This is a genomic window from Cohnella rhizosphaerae (genome assembly GCF_029525575.1).
Taxonomy (GTDB): Bacteria; Bacillota; Bacilli; order Paenibacillales; family Paenibacillaceae; genus Cohnella; species Cohnella rhizosphaerae.
The window spans coordinates 1103642-1126366 of record NZ_JAPDIA010000007.1 but is presented as its reverse complement, the minus strand read 5'-3'; the positions used below and the strand labels follow the sequence as shown (position 1 = coordinate 1126366).

General features: G+C 62.6%; 16 protein-coding genes and 5 pseudogenes. 2 read left to right on the top strand and 19 right to left on the bottom strand.

Annotation, left to right across the window (positions count from 1 at the left end):
• Positions 1-3: 3 nt before the first annotated feature.
• The 6 genes and pseudogenes from OMP40_RS23020 to ftsE form a co-directional block, all read right to left on the bottom strand.
• Complete coding sequence (locus tag OMP40_RS23020) at positions 4-537, bottom strand: hypothetical protein (protein WP_277534831.1); 534 nt, start codon at positions 535-537, stop codon at positions 4-6.
• A 134-nt stretch (positions 538-671) separates the two neighbouring features.
• Positions 672-833: a hypothetical protein gene (locus OMP40_RS23015; RefSeq protein ID WP_277534830.1), complete on the bottom strand. Its 162-nt coding sequence runs from the start codon at positions 831-833 to the stop codon at positions 672-674.
• A 229-nt stretch (positions 834-1062) separates the two neighbouring features.
• Positions 1063-2028, bottom strand: a complete 966-nt coding sequence (locus OMP40_RS23010; RefSeq protein WP_277534828.1) for a murein hydrolase activator EnvC family protein — start codon at positions 2026-2028, stop codon at positions 1063-1065.
• Positions 2012-2242: a hypothetical protein gene (locus OMP40_RS23005; protein ID WP_277534827.1), complete on the bottom strand. Its 231-nt coding sequence runs from the start codon at positions 2240-2242 to the stop codon at positions 2012-2014. Before OMP40_RS23005 ends, OMP40_RS23010 begins: the two co-directional genes overlap by 17 nt.
• 39 nt (positions 2243-2281) lie before the next feature.
• Positions 2282-3196: a permease-like cell division protein FtsX gene (gene ftsX, locus OMP40_RS23000; RefSeq protein WP_277534825.1), complete on the bottom strand. Its 915-nt coding sequence runs from the start codon at positions 3194-3196 to the stop codon at positions 2282-2284.
• Positions 3186-3873, bottom strand: a pseudogene (gene ftsE, locus OMP40_RS22995) (cell division ATP-binding protein FtsE). The gene ftsX and the pseudogene ftsE overlap by 11 nt, the downstream one beginning before the upstream one ends.
• Positions 3874-4141: 268 nt before the next feature.
• Here ftsE and OMP40_RS22990 point away from each other — a divergent pair.
• The gene (locus tag OMP40_RS22990) at positions 4142-5815 is read left to right on the top strand and encodes a VanW family protein (protein WP_277534824.1); all 1674 of its coding nucleotides are present in this window, start codon (positions 4142-4144) and stop codon (positions 5813-5815) included.
• A 93-nt stretch (positions 5816-5908) separates the two neighbouring features.
• Here OMP40_RS22990 and OMP40_RS22985 read toward each other — a convergent pair whose 3' ends face one another.
• The 5 genes and pseudogenes from OMP40_RS22985 to OMP40_RS22970 form a co-directional block, all read right to left on the bottom strand.
• Positions 5909-6499 carry a metallophosphoesterase gene (locus OMP40_RS22985; protein ID WP_277534822.1) on the bottom strand — a complete coding sequence of 197 codons (591 nt, stop codon included), beginning with the start codon at positions 6497-6499 and terminating at the stop codon, positions 5909-5911.
• Positions 6500-6509: 10 nt separating this feature from the next.
• Positions 6510-7307, bottom strand: a complete 798-nt coding sequence (locus OMP40_RS22980) for an ABC transporter ATP-binding protein (protein ID WP_277534820.1) — start codon at positions 7305-7307, stop codon at positions 6510-6512.
• A gap of 103 nt (positions 7308-7410) precedes the next feature.
• Positions 7411-7587: pseudogene (locus OMP40_RS42155) on the bottom strand (ATP-binding cassette domain-containing protein); the annotation flags it as partial.
• A gap of 98 nt (positions 7588-7685) precedes the next feature.
• Positions 7686-9380 (bottom strand): ABC transporter permease, encoded by a 1695-nt coding sequence (locus OMP40_RS22975; protein ID WP_277534818.1) that lies wholly within the window; start codon positions 9378-9380, stop codon positions 7686-7688.
• 1 nt (position 9381) lies between these two features.
• Positions 9382-10530, bottom strand: a complete 1149-nt coding sequence (locus OMP40_RS22970) for an ABC transporter substrate-binding protein (RefSeq protein ID WP_277534816.1) — start codon at positions 10528-10530, stop codon at positions 9382-9384.
• 211 nt (positions 10531-10741) lie between these two features.
• Between OMP40_RS22970 and OMP40_RS42150 the strand changes: the two are divergent.
• Positions 10742-11603 (top strand): annotated as a pseudogene (locus OMP40_RS42150) (LysR family transcriptional regulator).
• Between the two features lie 171 nt (positions 11604-11774).
• Here the strand turns inward: OMP40_RS42150 and OMP40_RS22955 are convergent.
• The 8 genes and pseudogenes from OMP40_RS22955 to argB all read right to left on the bottom strand — a co-directional run bounded on the left by OMP40_RS22955 (position 11775) and on the right by argB (position 22716).
• On the bottom strand, positions 11775-14534 hold the full coding sequence (locus tag OMP40_RS22955) for an S-layer homology domain-containing protein (RefSeq protein ID WP_277534814.1): 2760 nt from the start codon (positions 14532-14534) through the stop codon (positions 11775-11777).
• The gene (locus OMP40_RS22950) at positions 14509-15012 is read right to left on the bottom strand and encodes a hypothetical protein (protein WP_277534813.1); all 504 of its coding nucleotides are present in this window, start codon (positions 15010-15012) and stop codon (positions 14509-14511) included. Before OMP40_RS22950 ends, OMP40_RS22955 begins: the two co-directional genes overlap by 26 nt.
• Complete coding sequence (locus tag OMP40_RS22945) at positions 14987-15778, bottom strand: hypothetical protein (RefSeq protein ID WP_277534811.1); 792 nt, start codon at positions 15776-15778, stop codon at positions 14987-14989. The genes OMP40_RS22950 and OMP40_RS22945 overlap by 26 nt, the downstream gene beginning before the upstream one ends.
• A gap of 340 nt (positions 15779-16118) precedes the next feature.
• Positions 16119-17535: pseudogene (gene argH / locus OMP40_RS22940) on the bottom strand (argininosuccinate lyase).
• A gap of 356 nt (positions 17536-17891) precedes the next feature.
• Entirely contained in the window at positions 17892-19130 is a 1239-nt protein-coding gene (locus tag OMP40_RS22935) for an argininosuccinate synthase (protein ID WP_277534809.1), read from the bottom strand.
• Between the two features lie 155 nt (positions 19131-19285).
• Entirely contained in the window at positions 19286-20248 is a 963-nt protein-coding gene (argF, locus tag OMP40_RS22930; RefSeq protein ID WP_277534808.1) for an ornithine carbamoyltransferase, read from the bottom strand.
• A gap of 477 nt (positions 20249-20725) precedes the next feature.
• Positions 20726-21908, bottom strand: a pseudogene (locus OMP40_RS22925) (acetylornithine transaminase).
• A gap of 25 nt (positions 21909-21933) precedes the next feature.
• On the bottom strand, positions 21934-22716 hold the full coding sequence (gene argB / locus OMP40_RS22920; RefSeq protein WP_277534807.1) for an acetylglutamate kinase: 783 nt from the start codon (positions 22714-22716) through the stop codon (positions 21934-21936).
• Positions 22717-22725 lie beyond the last annotated feature (9 nt).

The window sequence follows — 22725 nt, the reverse complement described above, 5'->3', positions numbered from 1 at the left end:
CCGTTATTTCCCGCAGCCGGCACGAGCCATAACAGCGGAACCGGCCAGAGACCGGACAGCGAGTAGGCGCCGATCGGTTTCCCCCCGCTTGCCTTCGAGAAACAACGGCGTCGCATAACGCGAGCCTTGCAGCCGAACGAGAAGCGCTTCCGCAATATGCAGCAGGCCGGCCAAAAACAGCAGCGACGGGCCGTCAATATCGTTTAACGCCTGCCAGACGCGGTTGATCCCCTCATCTCCGGCGGGCACGCCCGTCCATGACAGAATCGCTTGCACAACGGTAAGCGCGCCGGCCGCGTAGGCGAGACAAACGTAACGAAGCTTGAACAACGCGAGCACGAACGTCGCGCCCCAGACGCATACGAGCGTAGAAGCGGTCAACTGCGCGCCGGCGGCAAATCCGAGCGCGGACAGCGCGATGCCCGCAACGAAACCCGCGACGATGCGGGCAGCCGTCATCGGCAGCGTACCTCGCAGTCTGACATGGAACAATCTGCGCTGCAGCACGCTGCTCTGGCGCGAATGCCACCATACCATCGCGATCGCGATATATAAAAAAAGGCGATAGGAACAGGACTCCGATACTCTCGCCCGCCAACCGCAACCAATCGATCGTCAGATCCAAGATGAATCCCGCCTTCCGTTTCCGTATTCCGATATGCATGCCGACCCTACGTATTCGACAGACGGAAGTTCAAATCCTGCCGGCCGGCGTTTTCGGGATTTACAAATAGTGGAATCGAATCCTCGAACACCTCCGTTTTTTCCTTTTTAACGATATCCCCTTCGGGCAGGTGCTGAACCGTCTCCTGCCCGAAGGGGATACCGTTCAAATGTCTTGCTCATATGCTTTTTTTGGGCATAACCCATCATCCTGACGGAAGGGGATACCGTTCAAACGCCCCGGATACCCATGTACCCGCTCCTCCGCTCATCATCCCCAGCCTGTTCGAAAGGGATACCGTTTAAACGCCTGAAAATGCGGCAAGCCGCCCCTGGCTGCCCCCGAACGGAAGCGGCGCCCTGAGGCGGCTGAGCGCAAAGCTGCGAATTTGCGAATTATTATTTGAGATACGGCGCGGGATTGACCGGCGTACCGTCTTTGCGAACCTCGAAGTGCAGGTGATAGCCGGTTGCGGTGCCCGTCATGCCGACGAGGCCGATTTTTTCGCCGCGCTTGACGGTCTCGCCCTTTTCGACGAGGATTCCGCCCGGCTTCAAGTGACCGTACAGCGTCCAGAGGCCGCCGCCGTGGTTGATGATGATGCAGTTGCCGTAGCCGCTCCACGACTGGGCGACGATGACGGTGCCCGATTCGGCCGCGTACACCGGCGTCCCCTCCGGGACGGCCATGTCCAAGCCCGTGTGCAGCTTGTTTTTCTGACCGGTCACGGGATGCGTCCGGTAGCCGAAGGGCGAGGACAAGCGGTATTCCCGCTTCAGCGGAAGGCCGAGCTTGCCGCCGGTGTAGTAGGTTTTTAGCGCTTTTTTCTGCTCCAGCAGCTTGGAGTACTTTTTGCCGAATTCCATGAGCGCGGCTTCGGCCTCTTCGCTGATGTCCTCGGTTTCCTCGATCTTCTGATTAATGCTCGCGACGAGCACTTCTTTTTCTTTTTCCTGGTCCTGAAGCTCGGCTTTTTTGTCGGCCATGTCGCTGTACAGCTTTTTGACCGAAGCCAGGTCCAACTCGACCTGCGCCTTCTTGTCGGCGACGAGCGCTTTGTAGCTCTCGGTCTGCGACAGCACCTCTTTATCCTGCTCCATGATGGATTGCAGCGATTGGAAGCGGCCGACGAAATCCGAGAAGCTCTTGGAGCTCAGCAGCACGTCAAGATAAGAGACGGAGCCGTTCATGTAAATCAGACGGATTCGCTCTCTCAACTGCTCGTCCCGGCTCTGCCTGGAGGCTTCGGCGGACTCAAGCTCCGACGTCGTCTTCAGCAACTTGGCTTCGGCGGAATCGATCTTGGCCTGCGTCGCGTCGAGCTGGTCCGACGTCTGCTGAATTTGCTTAAGCAGCGTAAACATATCCGTCTTGGCCAGCGTCTTTTTTATTCGTCAGATCCTCGCTCCGGCGCTCGGCTTCCTTCTTGCTTTCCGCAGCGGCGTTCATCTGGGCCTGAATCTCCTTAAGCTCCCGCTCGATCTTCTGCATTTTCGTCTCGGCGTGGCTCTCGTACGGCCGAACGAGGAATACGACGCCCAGCAGCATCACCAGTACCGCGATCAATCTTCTATTCACGCGAGCTCTCCTCCATCATCTGATCATGAACGGCAAGCGCTACACTTTCAAATGCTTGCGAACCGACACGACGCTGCCCCAGACGCCGATCAACGTACCCAACACGACGAGCGTGCCGCCGACCAGCCAGCCGACTTTATTTAGGTCGACGACCTGGATCATCATGAGGCCCATATTGTAGCTGGTCGACGCGATCAACTTGGAATATCCGTACAACAGCAGCGCCGTCGTAATGCCCGAGCCCGCCAATCCGATGATGATGCCTTCGATGAAAAACGGCCAGCGGATAAAATTGTTGGTGGCGCCGACAAGCTTCATGATGCCGATCTCCCGGCGCCGCGCCAGTATCGTCATCTTGATCGTCGTGGAGATGAGGAACATCGCCATGACCGCAAGTCCGGCGACGATGACGAGACCGACGTTGCGAACGGCGTTCGTGATGCGGAACAGCTTTTCGACATAGCCTTGTCCGTACTTGACGCTGAGGATGGGCTTGTCCGCGTCCGTCTCGTTAAACGCCAGAATCTGCTTGGCCACGTAGGACACCTGCTGCGCGTCGAACAGCTCGACTTCGAACGCGTCCGGGAGCGGATTCGAATCCTTGTAGCCGTCGAGCGCGCCTTTTACGTCCTCGTCCAGATCCTGGCGCAGCTTCTCGAGTCCCTCCTCCTTGGAAACGAAGGTGACCTGCTTGACCTCGACGATATTGCCGATGCGCGTCTTGAGCTCGTCGATCTTGGATTGGCCGATCTCGGACTCGAGGTACACGTTGACTTGAACCTGGCTGTCGAACTGGTCGGCCCACTGGTTCACGTTAAGCGCGAGGAGCATGAACACGCCCAGCACGAACAGCGACACGACGATCGATCCGATCGAGGCGAACGACATCCAGCCGTTGCGGAAGACGTTCTTGACACCTTCGCGGATGTGGCGCACGAGGGTGCTAAACTTCATAGCCGTAATCCCCTCTCTGCTGGTCCCGCACGATGGTGCCCCGTTCGATCGCGATGACCCGCTTGCGGAGGGTGTTGACGATTTCTTTGTTGTGCGTAGCCATGACGATCGTGGTACCGCGGAAATTGATCTCTTCGAGCAGCTTCATGATCCCCCCATGAGGTCTCGGGATCGAGGTTGCCGGTGGGCTCGTCCGCCACGATGACGGAAGGACTGTTAACGATCGCTCTGGCGATCGCGACGCGCTGCTGCTCGCCGCCGGACAACTGGGCGGGCAGGCTGCCCGCCTTGTGCTTAAGCCCGACGAGTTCAAGCACTTCCATGGTGCGGCGGCGGATTTGACGCTTCGGCGATTCGACGACTTCCATCGCGAAGGCGACGTTTTCGTAGACGGACAGCTTGGGAAGCAGGCGGAAATCTTGGAAGACGACGCCGATATTGCGGCGCACGTAGGGGATCTTGCGCTGCTTCAGCTTGCCTATGTTGAATCCGTTGACGGACAACTGCCCCTTGGTCGGCACTTCCTCGCGATAGATCAGCTTCATGAACGTCGACTTGCCGGCGCCGGAAGGGCCGACGACGTAGACGAATTCATTGCGGTCGATCACGATGTTGATGCCTTGCAGGGCGGGGGTTCCGTCCGGATAGGTCTTCCATATGTCGTGCATTTCGATCACGCGATCACTTCCTGTTTCATTGTTGGACAGCCGATGCTTCTATACGTTCAGGGAGACGCTTCCCGTCGAAAGGCTAAAGTTCCGCAGACTAATGGTACTTCGACATCTTGCCGGTAAATCCTTTATTTGTCGAGCTTTATCTGGTTGACAGAAGCGGAATCGCGCATGTTTCGGCTCGCGTTTTTGTCGATTTTCGTTATTTTGAGAAATTTTTAATCTGGCGGGAATCCTAAGTTCGAATGCGTTCGCGGAAGGAGGAATTCTGGAAATGGACAACCGATTCTTTCGGATCGCAGCCGCGGTCCTCGCGCTAATCTTAGGCATGAACGCCGGGACGGCTGCGGCAGGCGCGGCGTTCGCAGGCTATGGAGCGGCTGCTCGCGAGGCGGCGGGTGATACGGCGGTCGCAGGCTATGGAGCAACTGCTCGTGAGACGGCGGTTGATGCGGCGGTCGCAGGCTACGGAGCGGCTGTTCGCGAGGCGGCGGGTGATGCGGCGGTCGCAGGCCATGGAGCGGCTGCTCGCGAGGCGGCGGTTGATGCGGCGGCCGCGAAGCACGGAACGCGCCGGTCTCGCGCGCTGCCGGCCGATGTCTCCGTGGGCGGCTTGGCGATGGGCGGCATGAGCGCGGATGCCGCGATCGCCAAGGTACGGGCACGAATCGAAGCGAAGCTTGACGAGCGCGTGACGCTGGTTCACGGGCATCGGCAGCTCTCGCCGACCCAAGATGCGTCCGGGTCCTCGCTCTCCTGGCGCGAGCTTGGGCTCCATTTGAACGCCGAGGAAGCGATAAAAGCGATCATGCAATATCGGGACGCGGGCTGGCTGGATCGGCGTTCTGCCGGGCGGGCCGTCGCGAAGCGCTTTCCGATTGAAGCTGTCTGGGACGAGGAGATGTTCGCGGAGAAGGCCGAAGCAATGTGGGGATCGATCGCGGAAAAGGCATCGATCGACGCGGTTCGCGCGATCGATGCGTACGACCGCGTCGTCTATTCGCCGGAAAAGCCGGGCGAGACGCTCGACCTTTCATCGCTGCTGGCCGTATTCAAAAAGCGCGCGCCGGCAAAGCTCGGCGAAACAGCGCCGGCCGCAAAAGGGCCGCTGGCGATCGAAACGCGTCTGCCCGTCGTCCCCGTCCAGCCCGAGATTAAGGCGTCAGCGCTGCAGGCGCAAGGCATCGCGCGCAAGATCGCCGAGTTTTCCACCTCCTTCGCGGCAAGCGGCGAAGGTCGCGTCCATAACGTCAAGGCCACTGCCGACGCCTTGGACGATACCGTGCTTCTGCCGGGCGAGACGTTCGATTACGGCGCCGTCGTCGCCAAAGCACGGCGGGATTACGGTTACCGGGCGGCTCCGGTCATCTTGAAGGGCAAGCTCGTGCCGGGCATCGGCGGCGGCATCTGCCAGGTGTCCAGCACGCTTTACAATGCGGTCCTGCGCGCCTCGGGCCTCAAGATCGTCGAGCGGCGCAACCACTCGCTCCCCGTGAATTATTTGCCGCAAGGCATGGACGCGACTTTCGCGGAGGGCTCGATTAACTTCCGGTTTCGCAACGACACGGGTAAACGGCTGTTAATCAAGGCCTCGGTTCGAGATAAAAGGCTGACGGTCAAGCTGTTCGGCACGATGGCCGACAACGTGAGGTATGAGTTGGAAGCGGTTCTAGTAAAGGAGCTTCCGCCCCGCACCGTGTACAGACAAGACGCGGGCATCCCGGTCGGCCTGTCGCGTCTGGTGCAGGCAGGCAAATCAGGCGCGGTCGTGGATACGTACCGCTTGAAGTACGTGGAAGGCCGGCTGGCCGCGCGCAGCAAGCTGAACCGCTCGATCTATCGCGCGCAGGACGCGATCTTCGCGGTGAATCCCGCGGACGCGCGCGCCGGGCGCCGCGAGACGCCGCAGCCTTCGCCGCAGGGACGAACGCCCGCGGAGCCGATGTGAGGGAATGGCGAAAAGCCGCCGGAACTTCGGCGGCTCGGATATTCCGTTTATTTGATCGCCCAGGAAGACAGGCGGCAATCGCTCGGCTGGCGTTCACGCGCTACGCCGCAGGAATAGGCCAGCCGGTTGGTCAAGTCGACGAGCGTAAGGCGGCAAGCCGTGCTTCGCGCCCGTGTCGATTCCGATCCGGTCGCGGCCCAGCCACAGCTCGCCTGCCGGCGCGCCAAGCTTGAAGGTCGGCGTGTGGCCGAAGACGACCGTGTACGGCAGCGGGCCGCCGTCCGCCCAGAAGTCGCCGCGAATCTCGGTCAGATCCGCGGCGCTCTGCTTGGCCGGCGGCAAGCCAGGGCGGATGCCGGCATGGGCGAACAGAAAGCGCTCGTCCTGCCAATACAAAGGCGTCTCGCGCAGGAAACGCAGCTCCTCCGACTCCGCTGGCAGGCCTTCGCCGCGCCCGGAGACGTCGAGCAGCCACCGCTCCATGTTGCCGAGCACGGCGCGCGCGCCCTCCTTCACAAGCGTCATCGCTTCCTTGAGCGCAGGCCAACTCTCCCGCTCCCGGTTGATAAAATCGCCGAGCAGGTATAGCCGATCTTTGCCCGGCGCGTATTCGGCCATGCGCAGCAACGAACGCATCGCCGCCGCGTGGCCGTGTATATCCGAGATGACGAGTATGCGGGTCATGTCGATTCTTCTACCTTTCGCTGCCGGCGTCCGCCGGGTACAAGTAGGTCTCGTCGACGGGAAAACGCAGCCAGCCGCGCGTGCCCGCCTTCAGAGGCTCATGATGAAATAAAGAAAGCATGTCGCCGGTCCCGGTCTCCGCCAGCACGCGCCAGCGATTGCCTTCGAAGGCGCTGTGCGCGATGCGGGCGGCCAGCCGGTTGAAGGCCGGCGGCGCGAAGACCCCGGCCTCGCGGGAGCCGGCAGTTCCGGCCTCCGCCCCCGCGGCGACCTCGGCTCCCGGGTCGGAAGCCCGGGCGTCCTCGGTCTCCCAGGCGGCCGCATCCGGCCGAAACAGCGCGATCGCCGGTTCCGACGGACGGCGAGCGCTCCAATCGGACGCCGTCCGGCCGGCGACGAAGGCGCCTTCCAGACGGATGGCGGGCGCCGTCCCGCCTTCGGCGATCGGTCCCGCAAGCCGGTTGCCCGCGCCTAGCAGCGAAGCGACGGACGCCGTCGCGGGCCGGCCATAGCAGGCCTCGGGACTGTCGATCTGGTCGATGCCGCCGCTGCGCATGATGACGAGCCGGTCCGCCATCGCGAACGCCTCTTCGGGGTCGTGCGTCACATGGAAAACGGTCGTCCCCAGCTTGCGCAGCAGGTACGACAGCTCCGTCCGCATCTCGATGCGCAGCCTCATGTCGAGATTGGACATCGGCTCGTCGAGCAGCAGCAGGTCCGGCTGCGTCGCCAGGGCGCGCGCGATCGCCACGCGCTGCTGCTGGCCGCCGGAAAGCTGAGCGGGCAGACGCTCGGCGAACGGCTCCAAATGCAGCAGACGCAGCAGCTCCCCCGACCTTGGCTCGAATGTCCGCGGACGCCGCCTTCTTTCTTTTTAACCCGTACGAAATGTTGTCGTAAACGCTCATGTGCGGCCATAACGCGTAATCCTGGAACACCATGTTGATGCCCCGCTTCTCCGGGGGCACGAGCTTCGAAGCCGTGGACACGGCCTCGCCGCGCAGCCGCACCTCGCCGCCGTCGGGCTGCTGCAGGCCTGCGATGAGCTGAAGCAGCGTGGACTTGCCGCAGCCGGACGGGCCGAGCACGCTGATGATCTGCCCGCGGGAGACGCTGAAGTCGATGCCCCGAAGCGCAGGCTGGCCCGCGTAGGACTTGTGAAGCTGACGGATCTCTAGGATTGTATTCAACGACTTGGCCTCCTTGCTTCCTTCGGTTTGAACAATCGCTCCATGATGAGGATGAGTGCGACGACGGCGGTACCTCCGGTTAACGTCGCGGCTGCGGCGTAGCCGAAGTTCAGGTCCTCGAACGCCTTGTTGATGACGACGGGCAATGTCATGAAGTTGGGCGGGAACAGAATCGAAGTCATCGCCAGGTCAAAGACGCTGGCCCCGAACGCCGCCAGCGCGGCGGAGAGCAGCGCGCCGCGCAGCAGCGGCAGCAGGATCGTCCTGACTCTGCGCGAGAACGAGGCGCCCTGCATTTGCGCCGCCGACAGCAGCCCCTGCGGTACCTTCGCCATCGCTCCCGTCACGATCCGGGTGATGACCGGAATGGCGCCCGCGACGCCCGCAAGCACGAGGATAGCCGGCTTGCCGTAGAGCAGCAGCCCGATCCGCTCGAGCCAGGATTGGTTCCAAATAAAGATGTAGCCGATGCCGAGCACGACACCAGGGACCGCCAGCGAGACGAGCGAGATGACGTCGATCGCACGCTTCAGCTTAAACTTCGAATAGGTCAGCACGTAAGCGACGAGCAAGCCGACGAACAGGCCGACGATGGCGGCGAACGCCGCGATCGAGAGCGAATGCAGCAGCGCGTCCGTCAACTGCCCGCCCGACACGAACAGCTCCCGGTAGTGGTTCAGCGTAAACGCCGTGCCGCCGGATTGGCCGGGACGGGTAATCGACGTCAGCAGGTTGGCGCCTAAAGGAATGCCTACCGCGATCGCAAGCAGGATGAAATTGCCGGCGGCCAGCAGCCAGGCGCCCCGGCGCGGCCGCTCGGCCCTGGCCCGCGTCGCCCGGCCGCCGAGGAAGTCGAAGCGCGCCCGGCGCAGCGCCCAGAACTGCACGCTCATCGCCAGCGCGATCAGCACGACGAGATAGAACGACAGCACGCCGGCCATATCGAACCGGATCGGTGAGGTGTACAGCGCCGAGTAGATCGAGTACGGCAGCGTCGGGAAGCGGAACACGGCCGCGATGGAAGCCGGCAGGCCGAAATCGCCGACGGTGTCCATGAAGACGAGCAGCGCGCCCGAACAGTAGGCGGGCAGCAGCAGCGGCGCCTCGATCGTGCGCCAGACGGTCCAGGCGCTGCCGCCGTTCAGGCGTCCGGCTTCGCCCAGGCGTTCCATCTTCCATTCGAGCGCGGAATAGACGGCCAGGTAGGCGAACGGAAATTTGCTTAAAGACATGACCGCGATCAGGCCCGCTGGCGTAAAGACGGCGTCGTGAACCCAGCGCCAGCCGAGCCAGGACGCGGCGAGACCGTCGGACGCGGCGAACATGACCCAGCCCTGCGCGAGGATGAACGACGGCGTCACGATGAGCAGCCATACCGCGCCGTCGAGCAGACGCGCGCCGGGGAACGACCAGCGGGAGCGCGCGGTCGCGAGCGCCGCGCCGATCGCGGTTCCGAGCGCCGTCGTGCCGAGGCCGAGGACCAGCGTGTTTTTGAGCGACAAATACCAGAGCGGACGGCGGAACATATCGCCAAGCAACGAGAGATCGCCGATCCGGCGGCTGCCGAAGAAGAAGCCGGGCAGCAGCACCTGAATGACGACCGCGGCGAGCGGGAGCATGATCAGCAAAACAAGAAGGGCCAGCACCAGCCAGCCCGTTCTGCTTCCGTGAGCGAAAATCGTAAAGCGCATGTTATTTCACCGAGCGATCGGCGAACCACTGCTTGATCTCCGCTTCATGCTCCGACGCCCACGATGCGTCCGCCGCCACGAGCTTGGCGCTTGGATTGCGGTCCGCCTTCACGGTCACGCCCGCGACGCTCGGCTCGAAATAGCTCTCGTCGCCCTGATCGATCAGCGCCTGCTGCGTCTTCGGATCGAGCAGGAACGCGACGAACGCCTTGGCCGCGTCCTGATGCGCGCTGTTCTTCTGGATCGCCGCGACGCGTACCGAAGCCGGCGCCCCTTCTTCCGGCCAGACGATCTCGATCGGCTCGCCGTCGTTCTTGAGCGTGTACGCGTTGCTCTCCTGGAGCGCCGCGACTTTGATCTCGCCGCCCGTGAGCGCCTTGGCGACGTTCGGGTTTTTCGGATAGACGTGCGCGCCGTTTTTGAACACGCCGTCGAAGTAAGATTGGCCGCCTTCGATCCCTTTGTCCTGGAAAAACCACGACACGAACGGATAAGCGGGCGCCGCTACCGCGGGGTCGGCCATGCCGACGGTACCCTTGTACTTCGCGTCGGCGAGGTCCGCCCAGCGCTTCGGCGCGTCGGCCGCGCCGAACGACTTCGTATTGTAGACGATGACGCCTGCGGCATGCGCGCCGGTCGGGTAGTACGCCTTGTTCGCGGGCACGAACGTCTTGGCAAAGTCCGTCAGGCCCGCTGCTGCAGCAGGTTCCCAGCCTTCCAGTAGCTGCCCCGCTTTACCAAGACCCTCTATCGAAGGCATCGCGTCCATCCAGACGACGTCCCAGTGCGGATTGCCCTTCTCGGCTTCGATGCGGGACATGATCTCCGCGCCGTTGCCGCTGACGATGTTGAGCTTGTAGCCGGTTTGCGCTTCGAACATCGGCTTGACGATGTCGTCGAAGTCGTTGAGGTAGACCGTCAGCGTCTCGCCGTTGCCGGCCGGCGTCGATGCGCTCGCGCTCTCGGAAGGCGATGCGACTGCGGTCGCGGATGGAGATGCCGCGGCGGACGACGGCGCGGCGCTGTCCGAAGCCGTGGCAGCCGCGGCGCCCGCGTTGTTGTTGTTGTTCGCGTTGCCGCAGCCAGCTGCGGTCAAGGACAAGCCGACGAGCGCCAATGCTGCGAGCTTGCGGTGGTGCGTGAGATTCATTTTTCGATATCCCCCTCGTTATCGTTCGTGATACCTTCACTTTAAAGGGGGTTTGTCAGCATGACGTAAAGCGGATAACAAATCGAAGTTAAATATCATCTATGTATATTGATAAAATCATAGATAGAATCTATATTTACAGTAGCTTGTATCCATCCGACGATAAAAAAGAGGCGAATGCTTCGTGAATCCCCAACAACTGCGAATATTCATGCAAGCCGCGGATGGCCGCAGCCTGACGGAGGTCGCCGCCGCGCTCGGCTTGAAGCAGCCCACCGTCACCTTTCACCTGCAGAAGCTCGAGCAGTCGGCAGGCCTCTCGCTGTTCCGCAAGCAGGCCGGACGCGTACGCCTGACCGATGCGGGCGAGGCGCTGCTCCCCTATGCCGCCAAAATCTCGGCGCTGCTGGACGAAGCCTCGCAGCTGATGGCCGACTACCGCGAGCAGGGCCGCGGCAGGCTGAAGATCGGGGCCAGCTATACGCCGGCCACCTACTTCCTGCCCGCTTATCTGGCGGAATTCCAGATGCAGTACCCGCTGGCGCTGCCGACGCTCACGGTCAAGCAGGCCGGCGACGCGCTCGCCCTGCTCGAAAGCTTCGAGGTCGACGTCGCCGTCGTCTCGCTGTCCGAGGAGCCGTATCCCGCGTTTAACGTCATCCCGCTCGGCGAGGATCCGCTGACGCTGGCGTTTGCGCCCTTTCACCCGCTGGCCGCGGGGGGAGCTCGGGATCGAGGACCTGCAGGGCCAGCCGTTCCTCGTGCACGAGGGCGGCTCGACCTCGCGCAGGTTATCCGAGCGATGGGCGGCGGAGAACGGCTTGAACTGGCAGATCCGAATGGAGCTCGGCGCGATCGAGACGATCAAGGAAGCCGTCAAGCACGGCATGGGGATCGGCATTCTGCCGCGGCGCAGCGCGCGCCGGGAGGAGCTGTCCGGCGAGCTCGCGCTGCGGGCGCTGCCGGGCAAGGTCAGCGTCCGCCGGATCTGCCTCGTGTACCGTAAAGAGGATATCCCCGTCCGTCAGGCCGCCGCTTTTATCGACTTTATGCGAGGGAAGCTTGGGGTATAGGGAGCTCGCTCCCAGGCTAGACGCCAAAAGCGTCCGAAGGCGACCGGTCAAGCCAAAACGCACCTCAAAGCGGCCGATGTCTGCAGTGGAAATAAAAAATCGCCCCGCAAGCTCGCTAGAGCTGGCGGAGCGATAAAAGCGTCGCAGCAGAAGGCTGCATTCGACAGAAAGCTAGATCAATCCGGACTGCTTCAGCAATCTTTGAATCATCGTCGCCGCTTCGGCTCTCGTGACCGTCGCTTGGGGCGCCAGCAGCTTATCGCTTCTCCCGCCCACGAGGCCGGCCTTCAGGCAAGCGGCGATGCTGTCCGCCGCCCAATCGGAGACAGCTCGCCCGTCCGCATAGGTCTGAAGCGTTCCCGCGGCGGCTGTGCCCGCCTGGTCCGGAGCCAGCCCGGTGATCGACATCGCCCTGGCGAGCAGCGTCATCGCCTGCTCCCGGCTCATCTTGTCATTCGGCCGGAAAGATCCGTCTTCGAAGCCTTCGATGAGGCCGTACGTTTGGACCGCGCCGATCGCGCCCGCGAACCAGTCGGACGGCCCAACATCGGTGTAAGCAGACGCTCCTGCCTCAAGACGAAGACCTAGGCCTCTCGCGAGTATCGCGGCGAACTCCGCGCGCGTCACGTCCCGATCGGGATCGAAGACGCCGCTGTCGCCCTCGACGATCATCCGCGCACCCAGATCTTCGACCGCCTGCTTCGCCCAGTGGTTCGCGACATCGGCGAACGATAGCGGATGCCAGACGACCGCGTACAAGCTGTTTGTCAAACTGTTTATTGTCGCAAAATACTTGCCGTCTGCGACAACGAGCTTCGTCGGAACGTGACGCAGCGTACCATCCTTCTCCAGTACGACCGCCGTGGTCAACCGCTCGGCGTCTGCCTGGCCGGGCAGCGCGATCGTACGCGTTACGTATTTGCCGAACGTTGTCACTTCAACGGATTGTTCCCCATACGCCGCACTTACTTTAAATGCGATCGGGGAAGCGACAATCGATAAATTGTCCTTTTTCGCCGCAGCCGACATCGCCTCCAGCTCATCCGCGGTCGGCTTGGCAATCTCGATCCTCAGCATGACGCCGGACAAATCCTCCGGTGCGCCGAGCTGCCGGGCAAGCCGGCTCAGATCGATCTGCGCAGCAGGCAGCGTATAGGAAGCCTGTCCGGCTTGAACGACCAGCACGGCCGCATGATCGATGAGGCTTTGGACCATCCTTCCGTTCAGCTCTGCACGATTCACGTCGGAGCCGCCCGGCATGGGCAGCGTGATGACGGCTCCCGCTCCCTCGGCGGCGAGCTTGTCGGCCAGCAGCCGCTCGTCCACCGTCAAGGTAAGCACCGATCGGCCGCCTGCAGCCGTCTCGCTCGCTTGGCCGATGTTTTCGGTACGTCCGTTAATCAGAATAAGGATCGGCCGGGTCGACACATTCGAGAAGACCGGCTCCCAGGGCGAAACCGCGCTCGAAGGCTCGGAAGCCTCGCTGCTGCCCGCGGCGTTGATCGCCTTGACCGTAAACGTATAGCTCACGCCGTTGGTCAATCCGGTCACGACGATCGGACTGCCCGTTCCGACCGCGACGATATTCCCCGGATTGGCCATCACTTCGTATCCCGTAATCGGCGCGCCGCCATCCTCCTCGGGAGGCGTAAACGTAATCGTCGCCTGCCCGTTGCCGGCGACGGCCGCGACATCCTTCGGCGCATCGGGCGATCTCGGAAGCGTGACGATCCGCGTGGGCTCGCTGACAGTACCGTTAATGCGCTGAACCCCGTAATAGGACCTGCCAGGCGTCAGACCGTCAAACCGGACCGATCCGTCGTCCAGCATGTCCGGCTCGGCTTCAACCGCCGTATTCGTCTCATAATCGTACAAGATCACGGTTGCGCCGGGATAAACATTGTGAATATCCACATAACCGACGCCGGCTGCGGCCGTCGGCGTGCGCAGACTTGCGTTCACGAAAACGGAGTTTTCGCTTTCCTCTCCGCCAACCGTCTGCGTGACGTAGTACTGATCGTGATTCGGCACGACATTTTCAAACGTATAGGTCGTCCCGGCCACGCTGGTCGCCGTCGCCACAGGCGCTCCGCCAGTGGACAAATACAGCTTCAAGGTCGCTCCGGACGTGTAGTCGCTCGCCTTCACGCTCTCTTCAAGCCCTTGCGCCGTCGGCGCGGCCGGAATCGCCGGCTGCACGGTCGCGTATGGCGATCCGGAGCTCGCTACGCCGTTGATCTCTTGGACCGCATAGTAGGACTTGCGCGCCTCGAGTCCCTCATACTTCAGCGTTCCGTCGCCCGAGTCCGTCGGCGCTGCCGTAACGGCTGCGTTGGAATCCGCCTCGTACAACGTCACGGCTGCCCCGGGATAAATGTTGCCGACGGTTACATAACCGACGCCGGCCGTCGCTGTCGGCATACGCAGGCTCGCTCCGACGAAGCTCGAGTTCAGGCTCTCCTCGCCTGCGACCGTCTGCGTGACGTAGTAGCCGCCGCCGTTCGGCTCCACATTTTCGAACGTATACGTCGTTGCCGTCACGTTCGGCGCCGTCGCCACCGGCGTCGCGCTTGTAGACAAATACAGCTTCAAGGTCGCTCCCGACGTGTAGTCGCTCGCCTTCACGCTCTCTTCAAGCCCTTGCGCCGTCGGCGCAGCCGGAATCGCCGGCTGCACGGTCGCGCCGATCGAACCCTGACTCGCTACGCCATTGATCTCCTGGACCGCATAATAAGACTTGCGCGCCTCCAGTCCCTCGTACTTCAGCGTACCGTCGCCCGGGTCCGTCGGCGTTGCCGAGACCGCCTGGTTGGTAGTCGTCTCGTACAACGTCACGGCAGCGCCGGAATAAATATTTCCGACCGTCACGTAACCGACGCCCGCCGTCGCCGTCGGCGTCCGCAGACTAACGCCCACGAAGCTCGAATTCAAGCTTTCCTCCCCCGGCGACCGTCTGCGTGACGTAGTAGCCGCTGCTGTTCGGCGCCACATTTTCGAACGTATACGTCGTTGCCGTCACGTTCGGCGCCGTCGCCACCGGCGTCGCGCTTGTGGACAAATACAGCTTCAAGGTCGCTCCGGACGTGTAGTCGCTCGCCTTCACGCTCTCTTCCAGCCCCTGCGCCGTCGGCGCGGCCGGAATCGCCGGCTGCACGGTCGCGCCGATCGAACCTTGACTCGCTACGCCATTGATCTCTTGGACCGCATAGTAGGACTTGCGCGCCTCGAGTCCCTCGTACTTCAGCGTACCGTCGCCCGGGTCCGTCGGCGTTGCCGAGACCGCCTGGTTGGTAGCCGTCTCGTACAGCGTCACGTCCGCGCCGGAATAAATATTTCCGACCGTCACATAACCGACGCCCGCCGTCGCCGTAGGCGTCCGCAGACTAACGCCGACGAAGCTCGAATTCAAGCTTTCCTCCCCCGGCGACCGTCTGCGTGACATAATAGCCGTCGCTGTTCGGCGTCACGTCTTCGAACGTATACGTAGGCGAGGTCACGTTCGGCACTGTGGCCGCCGGCGTTCCGCTTGTAGACAAATACAGCTTCAAGGTCGCTCCCGACGCGTAGTCGCTCGCCTTCACGCTCTCTTCCAGCCCTTGCGCCGTCGGCGCGGGCGGAATCGCCGGCTGCACGGTCGCATACGACGAACCAAGGCTCAAGACGCCGTTGATCTGCTGAACCGCATAGTAGGACTTGCGCGCCTCCAGTCCCTCGTACTTCAGCGTGCCGCCGCCCGGGTCCGTCGGCGTTGCCGAGACCGCCTGGTTGGTAGCCGTCTCGTACAACGTCACGGCAGCGCCGGAATAAATATTTCCGACCGTCACATAACCGACGCCCGCCGTTGCCGTCGGCGTCCGCAGACTAACGCCGACGAAGCTCGAATTCACGCTCTCCTCGCCTGCGACCGTCTGCGTGACATAATAGCCGTCGCTGTTCGGCGCCACATTTTCGAACGTATACGTCGTTGCCGTCACGTTCGGCGCCGTCGCCACCGGCGTCGCGCTCGTGGACAAATACAGCTTCAAGGTCGCTCCCGACGTGTAGTCGCTCGCCTTCACGCTCTCTTCCAGCCCCTGCGCCGTCGGCGCGGCCGGACTGGCGGCAAAAGCGAGATGCCCAAGTCCGAGACTGCCCGTCAACAGCGATACGACTGCCAGAATGGACAGCCAAGCCAACCTCCATCGACGCCTCGGGGTTTCAATTGCGGCTGTTGCGTATACACTTGAATCTCTCATTGCATTTCTCCCTTCCTCTTATTCAACCGCGTTTTGCAGAAAACATAATTTGGTGAAATATTCATGCCTAAATCTTGTAATTCGACGTCAATCGACATTCCCCCTTTACGGCGGGCCCTACTGCCAGATACAGCATCGTCCGAAGTCACCGATTTGTCTCATTTTCCTGCATCCTTCGGCCTCCGATCGACCCGTCGTTACGCCGCCGCGCGCAAAAAAACCTCCCGCCACTCTGGTTGAAGTGGATGGGAGGCTTTAGGTTAAGCACGCTCGATACGGCTCATCGGCTTTTCGCGTCGTATTCCTCGGTCCAGGCCTGCGTCTGCGCCAGCGCGGCTTCCGCCCGCCCGATCGCTTCGCTCACCTGGTTCGCGGCGGTGCCGCCGTAAACGTTGCGCGCGGCGACGACCGTCTCCGGCTTCAGCGTTTCGTAGATGCGGTCGTCGAACAGCTCGGAGAACTGCTTGAACTCGTCCAGGGTCAGGTCGAGCAGGAACTTGTTCTGCTGGATGCAGTACAGCACCGTCTTGCCGATGACCTCGTGCGCCTGGCGGAACGGCAGCCCTTTGTTCACGAGGAAGTCGGCGATGTCGGTCGCGTTGGAAAAGTCCTGGTCGACGGCGCGGCGCATCTTGTCCTTGCGCACCTTCATCGTCGCGATCATCGGCGCGAACAGCTGGAGCGCGCCCTGCAGCGTCTTCACGGTGTCGAACATGCCTTCCTTGTCTTCCTGCATGTCCTTGTTGTACGCGAGCGGCAGCGACTTCAGCACGGTCAGCAGACCGACGAGGTTGCCGTATACGCGTCCCGTCTTGCCGCGCACGAGCTCGGGCACGTCGGGATTTTTCTTCTGCGGCATGATGCTCGAGCCGGTGCAGAACGCGTCGTCCAGCTCGACGAACTGGAACTCCGTGCTCGACCAAAGAATCAGTTCCTCGCTCAGACGCGACAGATGCGTCATGATGAGCGAAGCGCCCGCCAGGAACTCGACGATAAAGTCGCGGTCGCTGACGGCGTCGAGGCTGTTCTCGTAGACGCGGCCGAAGTTCAGCAGCTCCGCCGTGTACAGGCGGTCGATCGCGAACGTCGTGCCCGCCAACGCCCCCGCGCCGAGCGGCAGCGCGTCGATGCGCTTGTAGCTGTCCTGCAGGCGCTCGATGTCGCGGCCGAACATGGACACGTACGCCATCAGATGATGGGCGAACAGAATCGGCTGCGCGCGCTGCAAATGCGTATAGCCCGGCACGATCGTGTCGAGGTTCGCCTTGGCCTGGCCGATCAGCGCTTCCTGCAGCTTGGACAGCAGGCCGACGAATTCGACGACGCGCTTGCGCAGGTACAGGTGCATGTCGGTCGCGACCTGGTCGTTGCGGCTGCGGCCGGTGTGCAGCTTGCCGCCGACAGGGCCGATCTCCTCGATCAGCGCCTTCTCGATGTTCATGTGAATGTCTTCGTCCGCGATCAGGAACTGCTGCTCCCCCGCTGCGAATGCGCTGCTGCACCTTCAGCAGGCCCGCTTTGATCGTCTCGACGTCCTCTTGCGGCAGAATGCCGCAGCGTCCTAGCATCGTCACGTGCGCAAGGCTGCCCTGGATGTCCTCCTCGGCCAGCTCCTTATCGAACGTGATCGACGCCGTGTATTCCTCTACCAGCTGGTCGGTCTTCTTCGTGAACCGGCCGCCCCACAGCTTGCTCATGACGCTCGTTAGCCCCTCTCTGCCATGCATAGAATTACACTTCATTTCGGCAAATAAGGATGCGCGGCATCGGTATTGCTCCCTTTCGCCGGAGCTTGGGGGCAATCAACGATGTGCGGCATCCTTAACTACTCCACGTACCGGGTTTCCGCGCAAATAACGATGTGCGACATCCTTATTTACTCACCACGCCGGCGTTTCGCTGAAATAACGATGCGAGGCATCGCTATCTACCTGCAGCCACGAAATTTTGTGCAAATAACGATACGCGACATCCTTCTCCGCTCCCCAAGTCGGGTTTACGCAAAATTAACGATGTGCGGCATCCTTATTGGCTCTCTGCCAAAGCCGGCCGCTTAAACGCCCGAAGCGCCGTTCACGCCGGAAGATACTTTCAGACGCAGCGCGTTCAGGCGGATGAAGCCGGTCGCGTCGCCCTGGTCGTACGCCTGGGTCGGGTCGGCCTCCATCGTGGCGATGTGCGGGTTGTACAGGCTGACCGGGCTCTTGAGGCCGGCGGCCAGAATGTTGCCCTTGTACAGCTTGAGGCGCACGGTGCCGGTAACGTTCTTCTGGCTCTCGTTCACGAGCGCCTGGATCGCGAGCCGCTCCGGCGCGAACCAGAAGCCGTTGTACACGAGCGTGCTGTACTTCGCGATGAGCGAGTCGCGCAGGTGCATGACGTCGCGGTCCATCGTGAGCGACTCCATCTTGCGGTGCGCGGTGAACAGGATGCTGCCGCCCGGGGTCTCGTACACGCCGCGGGACTTCATGCCGACGAAGCGGTTCTCGACCATGTCGACGCGCCCGATGCCGTGCTTGCCGCCCAGCTCGTTGAGCTTGTTCATGACTTCGAGCGGGGACAGCCGCTCGCCGTTGACGGCGACGACGTTGCCGGCTTCGAAGTCGAGCTCCACGTACTCGGCTTGGTCGGGCGCCTTCTCAGGCGATACGCTCAGCACGTACATGTCCTGCACGTCGTCCGCGCTGGAGTCGAACCACGGGTCCTCGAGCATGCCGCTCTCGAAGGAGATGTGCAGCAGGTTGCGGTCCATCGAGTACGGCTTGGCGGCGGAAGCCTGCACGTTGATGCCATGCTTCTCGGCGTAGGCGATCATCTCGGCGCGGCCCGGGAACGCTTCGCGGAACGCCTCGTCGCGCCACGGCGCGATGACCTTGATGTCGGGCGCGAGCGCGGCCGCGGTCAGCTCGAAGCGGACCTGGTCGTTGCCCTTGCCGGTCGCGCCGTGCGCGATGGCGGTGGCGCCTTCGGCGCGGGCGATCTCGACCATGCGCTTGGCGATGAGCGGGCGCGCGATCGAGGTGCCGAGCAGGTATTGGCCTTCATAGAGCGCGCCGGCCTGGAACATCGGGTAGATGAAGTCCTTGGCGAACTCGTCCTGCAGGTCGTCGATGTACACCTTGGAGGCGCCGGTCTTGATCGCTTTTTCCTCCAGGCCGTCCAGCTCTTCCTTCTGGCCGATGTCGGCCGTGAAGGTGATGATCTCTGCGTCGTACGTCTCCTTCAGCCATGTGAGGATGACGGAGGTATCCAGGCCGCCGGAGTAGGCGAGCACGATTTTTTCTTTTGCCATGGTAGGGATGAACGCTCCTCTATTGGAAAAATGGATGCATGCGCGTCGACGAGACGGCGAAGTCCGGCAGGCTGCAGTTCGAACGGGCCACACGCCGGTTCGCCGGTTCGCTGCCTCGCGAGTCGGCGCGGGTCGGAATCGTTAGCGTCGGCTGCTTACATGATCGCGGCCATGACGGCCTTCTGCGCGTGCAGGCGGTTCTCCGCCTCGTCGAAGATGATGGAGTGCGGGCCGTCGATGACGCCCTCGCTCACTTCCTCGCCGCGGTGCGCCGGCAGGCAGTGCATGAACAGATAGTCGGACTTGGCGTGCTTGGCCAATTCCTCGTTAACCTGGTAGTTCTTGAACGCGCGCTCGCGTTCCTTCTGCTCGGCCTCGAAGCCCATGCTCGCCCATACGTCGGTGTAGATGATGTCGGCGCCTTCGACCGCCTCGCGCGCGTCGCGCACGATGTCGACCCGGGAACCGGACTGCTCCGCGAACTCGCGCGCCAGCTTCACCTGGTTCGCATCCGGCTCGTAGCCTTCCGGCGACGCGCTGGCAAAGTGAATGCCGAGCTTGCTCGCGCCGATCATGAGCGAATGCACCATGTTGTTGCCGTCGCCGATGTAGGCGACCTTAAGGCCTTCCAGCTTGCCCTTGTGCTCCAGAATCGTCTGGTAATCGGCGAGCGCCTGGCACGGATGCGACTGGTCGGACAGCGCGTTGATGACCGGGATGGTCGCGCCGCGGGCCAGCTCGACGACGTTGCGGTGGCCGAACGTGCGGATGATGATGCCGTCCAGGTAGCGCGACAGCGTCTGCGCCGTATCGCGGATCGTCTCGCCGCGGCCCATCTGAATGTCGTTTTTGCTCAGGAACAGGCCGTGGCCGCCGAGCTGAAACATGCCCACTTCGAACGATACGCGCGTGCGGGTGGACGATTTTTCGAAAATCATGCCAAGCGTCTTGCCCTTGAGGGGCTGGTACACTTCGCCGCTCTTCTGCTTGCGCTTGAGCTCGACGGCGAGGTCGATCAGATAACGGATCTCGTCAGGCTGGTAATCGACGAGCCCCAGGAAATCCCGCCCTTTGAGGCCTTGGGCGAGTTCTTCGGCGTTGGCAGCCGGGTTAGGCATGGCGATACCTCCTTGGTCAATGTAAAAGGGCGCTGTGCGGCCCCGGAAATGGGTTAAGCGGATAACGCGCTCCGGAGCGAGCGTTCGTCTGCAGGGAGCGTCCGGGCGCCCTGCTGGAAAAGCGAGTTCATCCGGATGCCGAAGGGCTAAGCGCGCGATCGCCGACCCAGCTGCGCCTTGGGCGACAATTCCTGCATTTATGCAGTTATTTTCTCCCGAGCTGCGGCTTGGATGACAATTCCTGCATTTATGCAGCTTTTTTCTTCCTTGCGCCGATCGGGAGCCGCTCTGCGGGAGATTAACTGTATATTTGCAGGTATTTTCCCGGAGAGGCCGTTTACTTGGGCAAAAAGCTGCATAATTGCAGGTATTTGCCCCACTCCGGCATGCCCCTTAGCGTAAGGCATAAGCTGATAGCGCGAGCGGCACCGGAATTCGGCAATTGCGTATCGCGGCGCTGCGTGCGCTCGCAGTCGATTAGTTCGAGGCCTTCGCCGCAGCCGCTTCGGTCAGCACGGCGGCGATCAGTTCGACCGCGCGGTCGATGTCCTCGCGCGACACGAGCAGGCTCGGCAGCAGGCGGATGACCGTCGGTCCCGCCGAAACGACGAGCAGGCCGCGCTTGTGCAGCTCGCCGATCCAGTCGGCGACCGGCTCGGTGCACTGGATGCCGATGAGCAGGCCGCGGCCGCGGATCTCGGTGACGACCGGCAGATCCAGCAGCTTTTCGCTCAGCTTGGCGATCAAGTACTCGCCCGAAGCGGCCGCGCGCGCCGGCGCGTCCTGCTTCAGGATCGACTCGATCGTGGCGCTTACTACCGTCGAGGCGATCGGCGTGCCGCCGAAGGTCGTCGCGTGCGAGCCGGCCGTGAAGGCAGGGATGAGCTTCGCTTTGCCAAGCATGGCGCCGACCGGGAAGCCGCTGCCGATGCCCTTGGCCAGCGTAAAGATGTCCGGCTCGACGTCATAGTGCTGGTGTGCGAACAGCTTGCCGGTACGGCCCATGCCCGTCTGGACTTCGTCCAGGATGAGCAGCAGGCCATGGCGATCGCACAGCTCGCGAACGCCGCGCAGGAATTCGGGTTCGACGACGATGACGCCGCCTTCGGCCTGCACGAGCTCCAGCATGATCGCGGCCGTGCGGTCCGTGATCGCCGCTTCCAGCGCCGGCAGATCGTGCAGCGGCACGTGGACGAAGCCTTCCGGCAGCGGCAGGAAGCCTTCCTTGACCTTGTCTTGCCCGGTCGCGGTCAGCGTCGCCAGCGTACGGCCGTGGAACGACTGCGTAAACGTGATCACTTCATAGCGATCGTTGCCCAGCACCTTCTGGTGATAGCGGCGGGCGAGCTTGATCGCGGCTTCGTTCGCTTCGGCGCCGCTGTTGCAGAAGAACACGGCGTCGGCGCAGCTGTTGTCGGTCAGCAGCTTTGCCGCCTTTTCCTGGAACGGATTCACGAAAAGGTTGGACGCATGCCACAGCTCCCCCGAGCTGCGCCACGAGCGCATCCTTCACCTCGTCCGGCACATGGCCGAGGTTGGTGACGGCCAGGCCGCCCATAAAGTCGAGATACTCCTTGCCTTGATCGTCCCACAGGCGGCTGCCTTTGCCCTTGACGATGGCGATCGGATAGCGTGCGTAGGTCGGGAACAAGCTGCTCATGTTTTCCACTCCTTCGTTGGTTCGGTTATTCGCGTACGATGCGGGTGCCGAGGTTGCCTTCGTTAACCGCCCGGCTCAGCACCCGCGGCGCCGCGCCGTCGACGATCAGCACCTCGCGCACGTCGCCGGTGAGGCAGGCCATCGCCGCCCGCACCTTCGGGATCATGCCGCCGTAGATCTCGCCGCTCGCGATCATCGCTTCGATCTGCGCGAAGCTGACCTGCGGCAGCACTTGCTTCTCGCCGTCCACCGTCCGCATGATGCCCGGCACGTCGGTCACGACGATCATCGTGGCGACGCCCAGATGCGAGGCGACGGCGCCTGCGGCCGTGTCCGCGTTGATGTTGTAGCGCTGGCCGGCCGCGTCGATGCCGATCGGCGCGATGACGGGCAGGTAGCCGAGCGCCACGATGCCCTGGATCAGCTCGGCGTTGACGCCGGTCACGTCGCCGACGAGTCCGACGACGTCCGCGTTCGCCACGGGCTTCGCCTCGATGAGCCGCCCGTCGGTGCCCGACAGGCCGAGCGCCTTCGCGCCGCTCTGCTGCAGCCGCCGCACGATCTGCTTGTTGATGCGTCCCGCGAGCACCATCTCGACGACCTCGAGCGTCGGCTCGTCGGTCACGCGCAGGCCGCCTTCGAAGCGGCTCTCGATACCGAGTTGGCCGAGCGTCTCGTTGATCGCCGGTCCGCCGCCGTGCACGATGACCGGCTGCGCCCCGCTCTCCTGCAGGTCGCGCAGATCCCCGAAGAAGGCGTCCGGCAGGGCGGCGAGCGTACTGCCGCCGCATTTCATTACGAATGCCATGGTGTTCGT

What these genes read in the sequence shown, in the direction of transcription:
- OMP40_RS23020 (WP_277534831.1), bottom strand. Translation starts at nt 537, where the DNA reads ATGGTATGGTGGCATTCGCGCCAGAGCAGCGTGCTGCAGCGCAGATTG.
- OMP40_RS23010 (WP_277534828.1), bottom strand. Translation starts at nt 2,028, where the DNA reads ATGTTTACGCTGCTTAAGCAAATTCAGCAGACGTCGGACCAGCTCGAC.
- ftsX (WP_277534825.1), bottom strand. Translation starts at nt 3,196, where the DNA reads ATGAAGTTTAGCACCCTCGTGCGCCACATCCGCGAAGGTGTCAAGAAC.
- OMP40_RS22990 (WP_277534824.1), top strand. Translation starts at nt 4,142, where the DNA reads ATGGACAACCGATTCTTTCGGATCGCAGCCGCGGTCCTCGCGCTAATC.
- OMP40_RS22985 (WP_277534822.1), bottom strand. Translation starts at nt 6,499, where the DNA reads ATGACCCGCATACTCGTCATCTCGGATATACACGGCCACGCGGCGGCG.
- OMP40_RS22975 (WP_277534818.1), bottom strand. Translation starts at nt 9,380, where the DNA reads ATGCGCTTTACGATTTTCGCTCACGGAAGCAGAACGGGCTGGCTGGTG.
- OMP40_RS22970 (WP_277534816.1), bottom strand. Translation starts at nt 10,530, where the DNA reads ATGAATCTCACGCACCACCGCAAGCTCGCAGCATTGGCGCTCGTCGGC.
- OMP40_RS22935 (WP_277534809.1), bottom strand. Translation starts at nt 19,130, where the DNA reads ATGGCAAAAGAAAAAATCGTGCTCGCCTACTCCGGCGGCCTGGATACC.
- argF (WP_277534808.1), bottom strand. Translation starts at nt 20,248, where the DNA reads ATGCCTAACCCGGCTGCCAACGCCGAAGAACTCGCCCAAGGCCTCAAA.
- argB (WP_277534807.1), bottom strand. Translation starts at nt 22,716, where the DNA reads ATGGCATTCGTAATGAAATGCGGCGGCAGTACGCTCGCCGCCCTGCCG.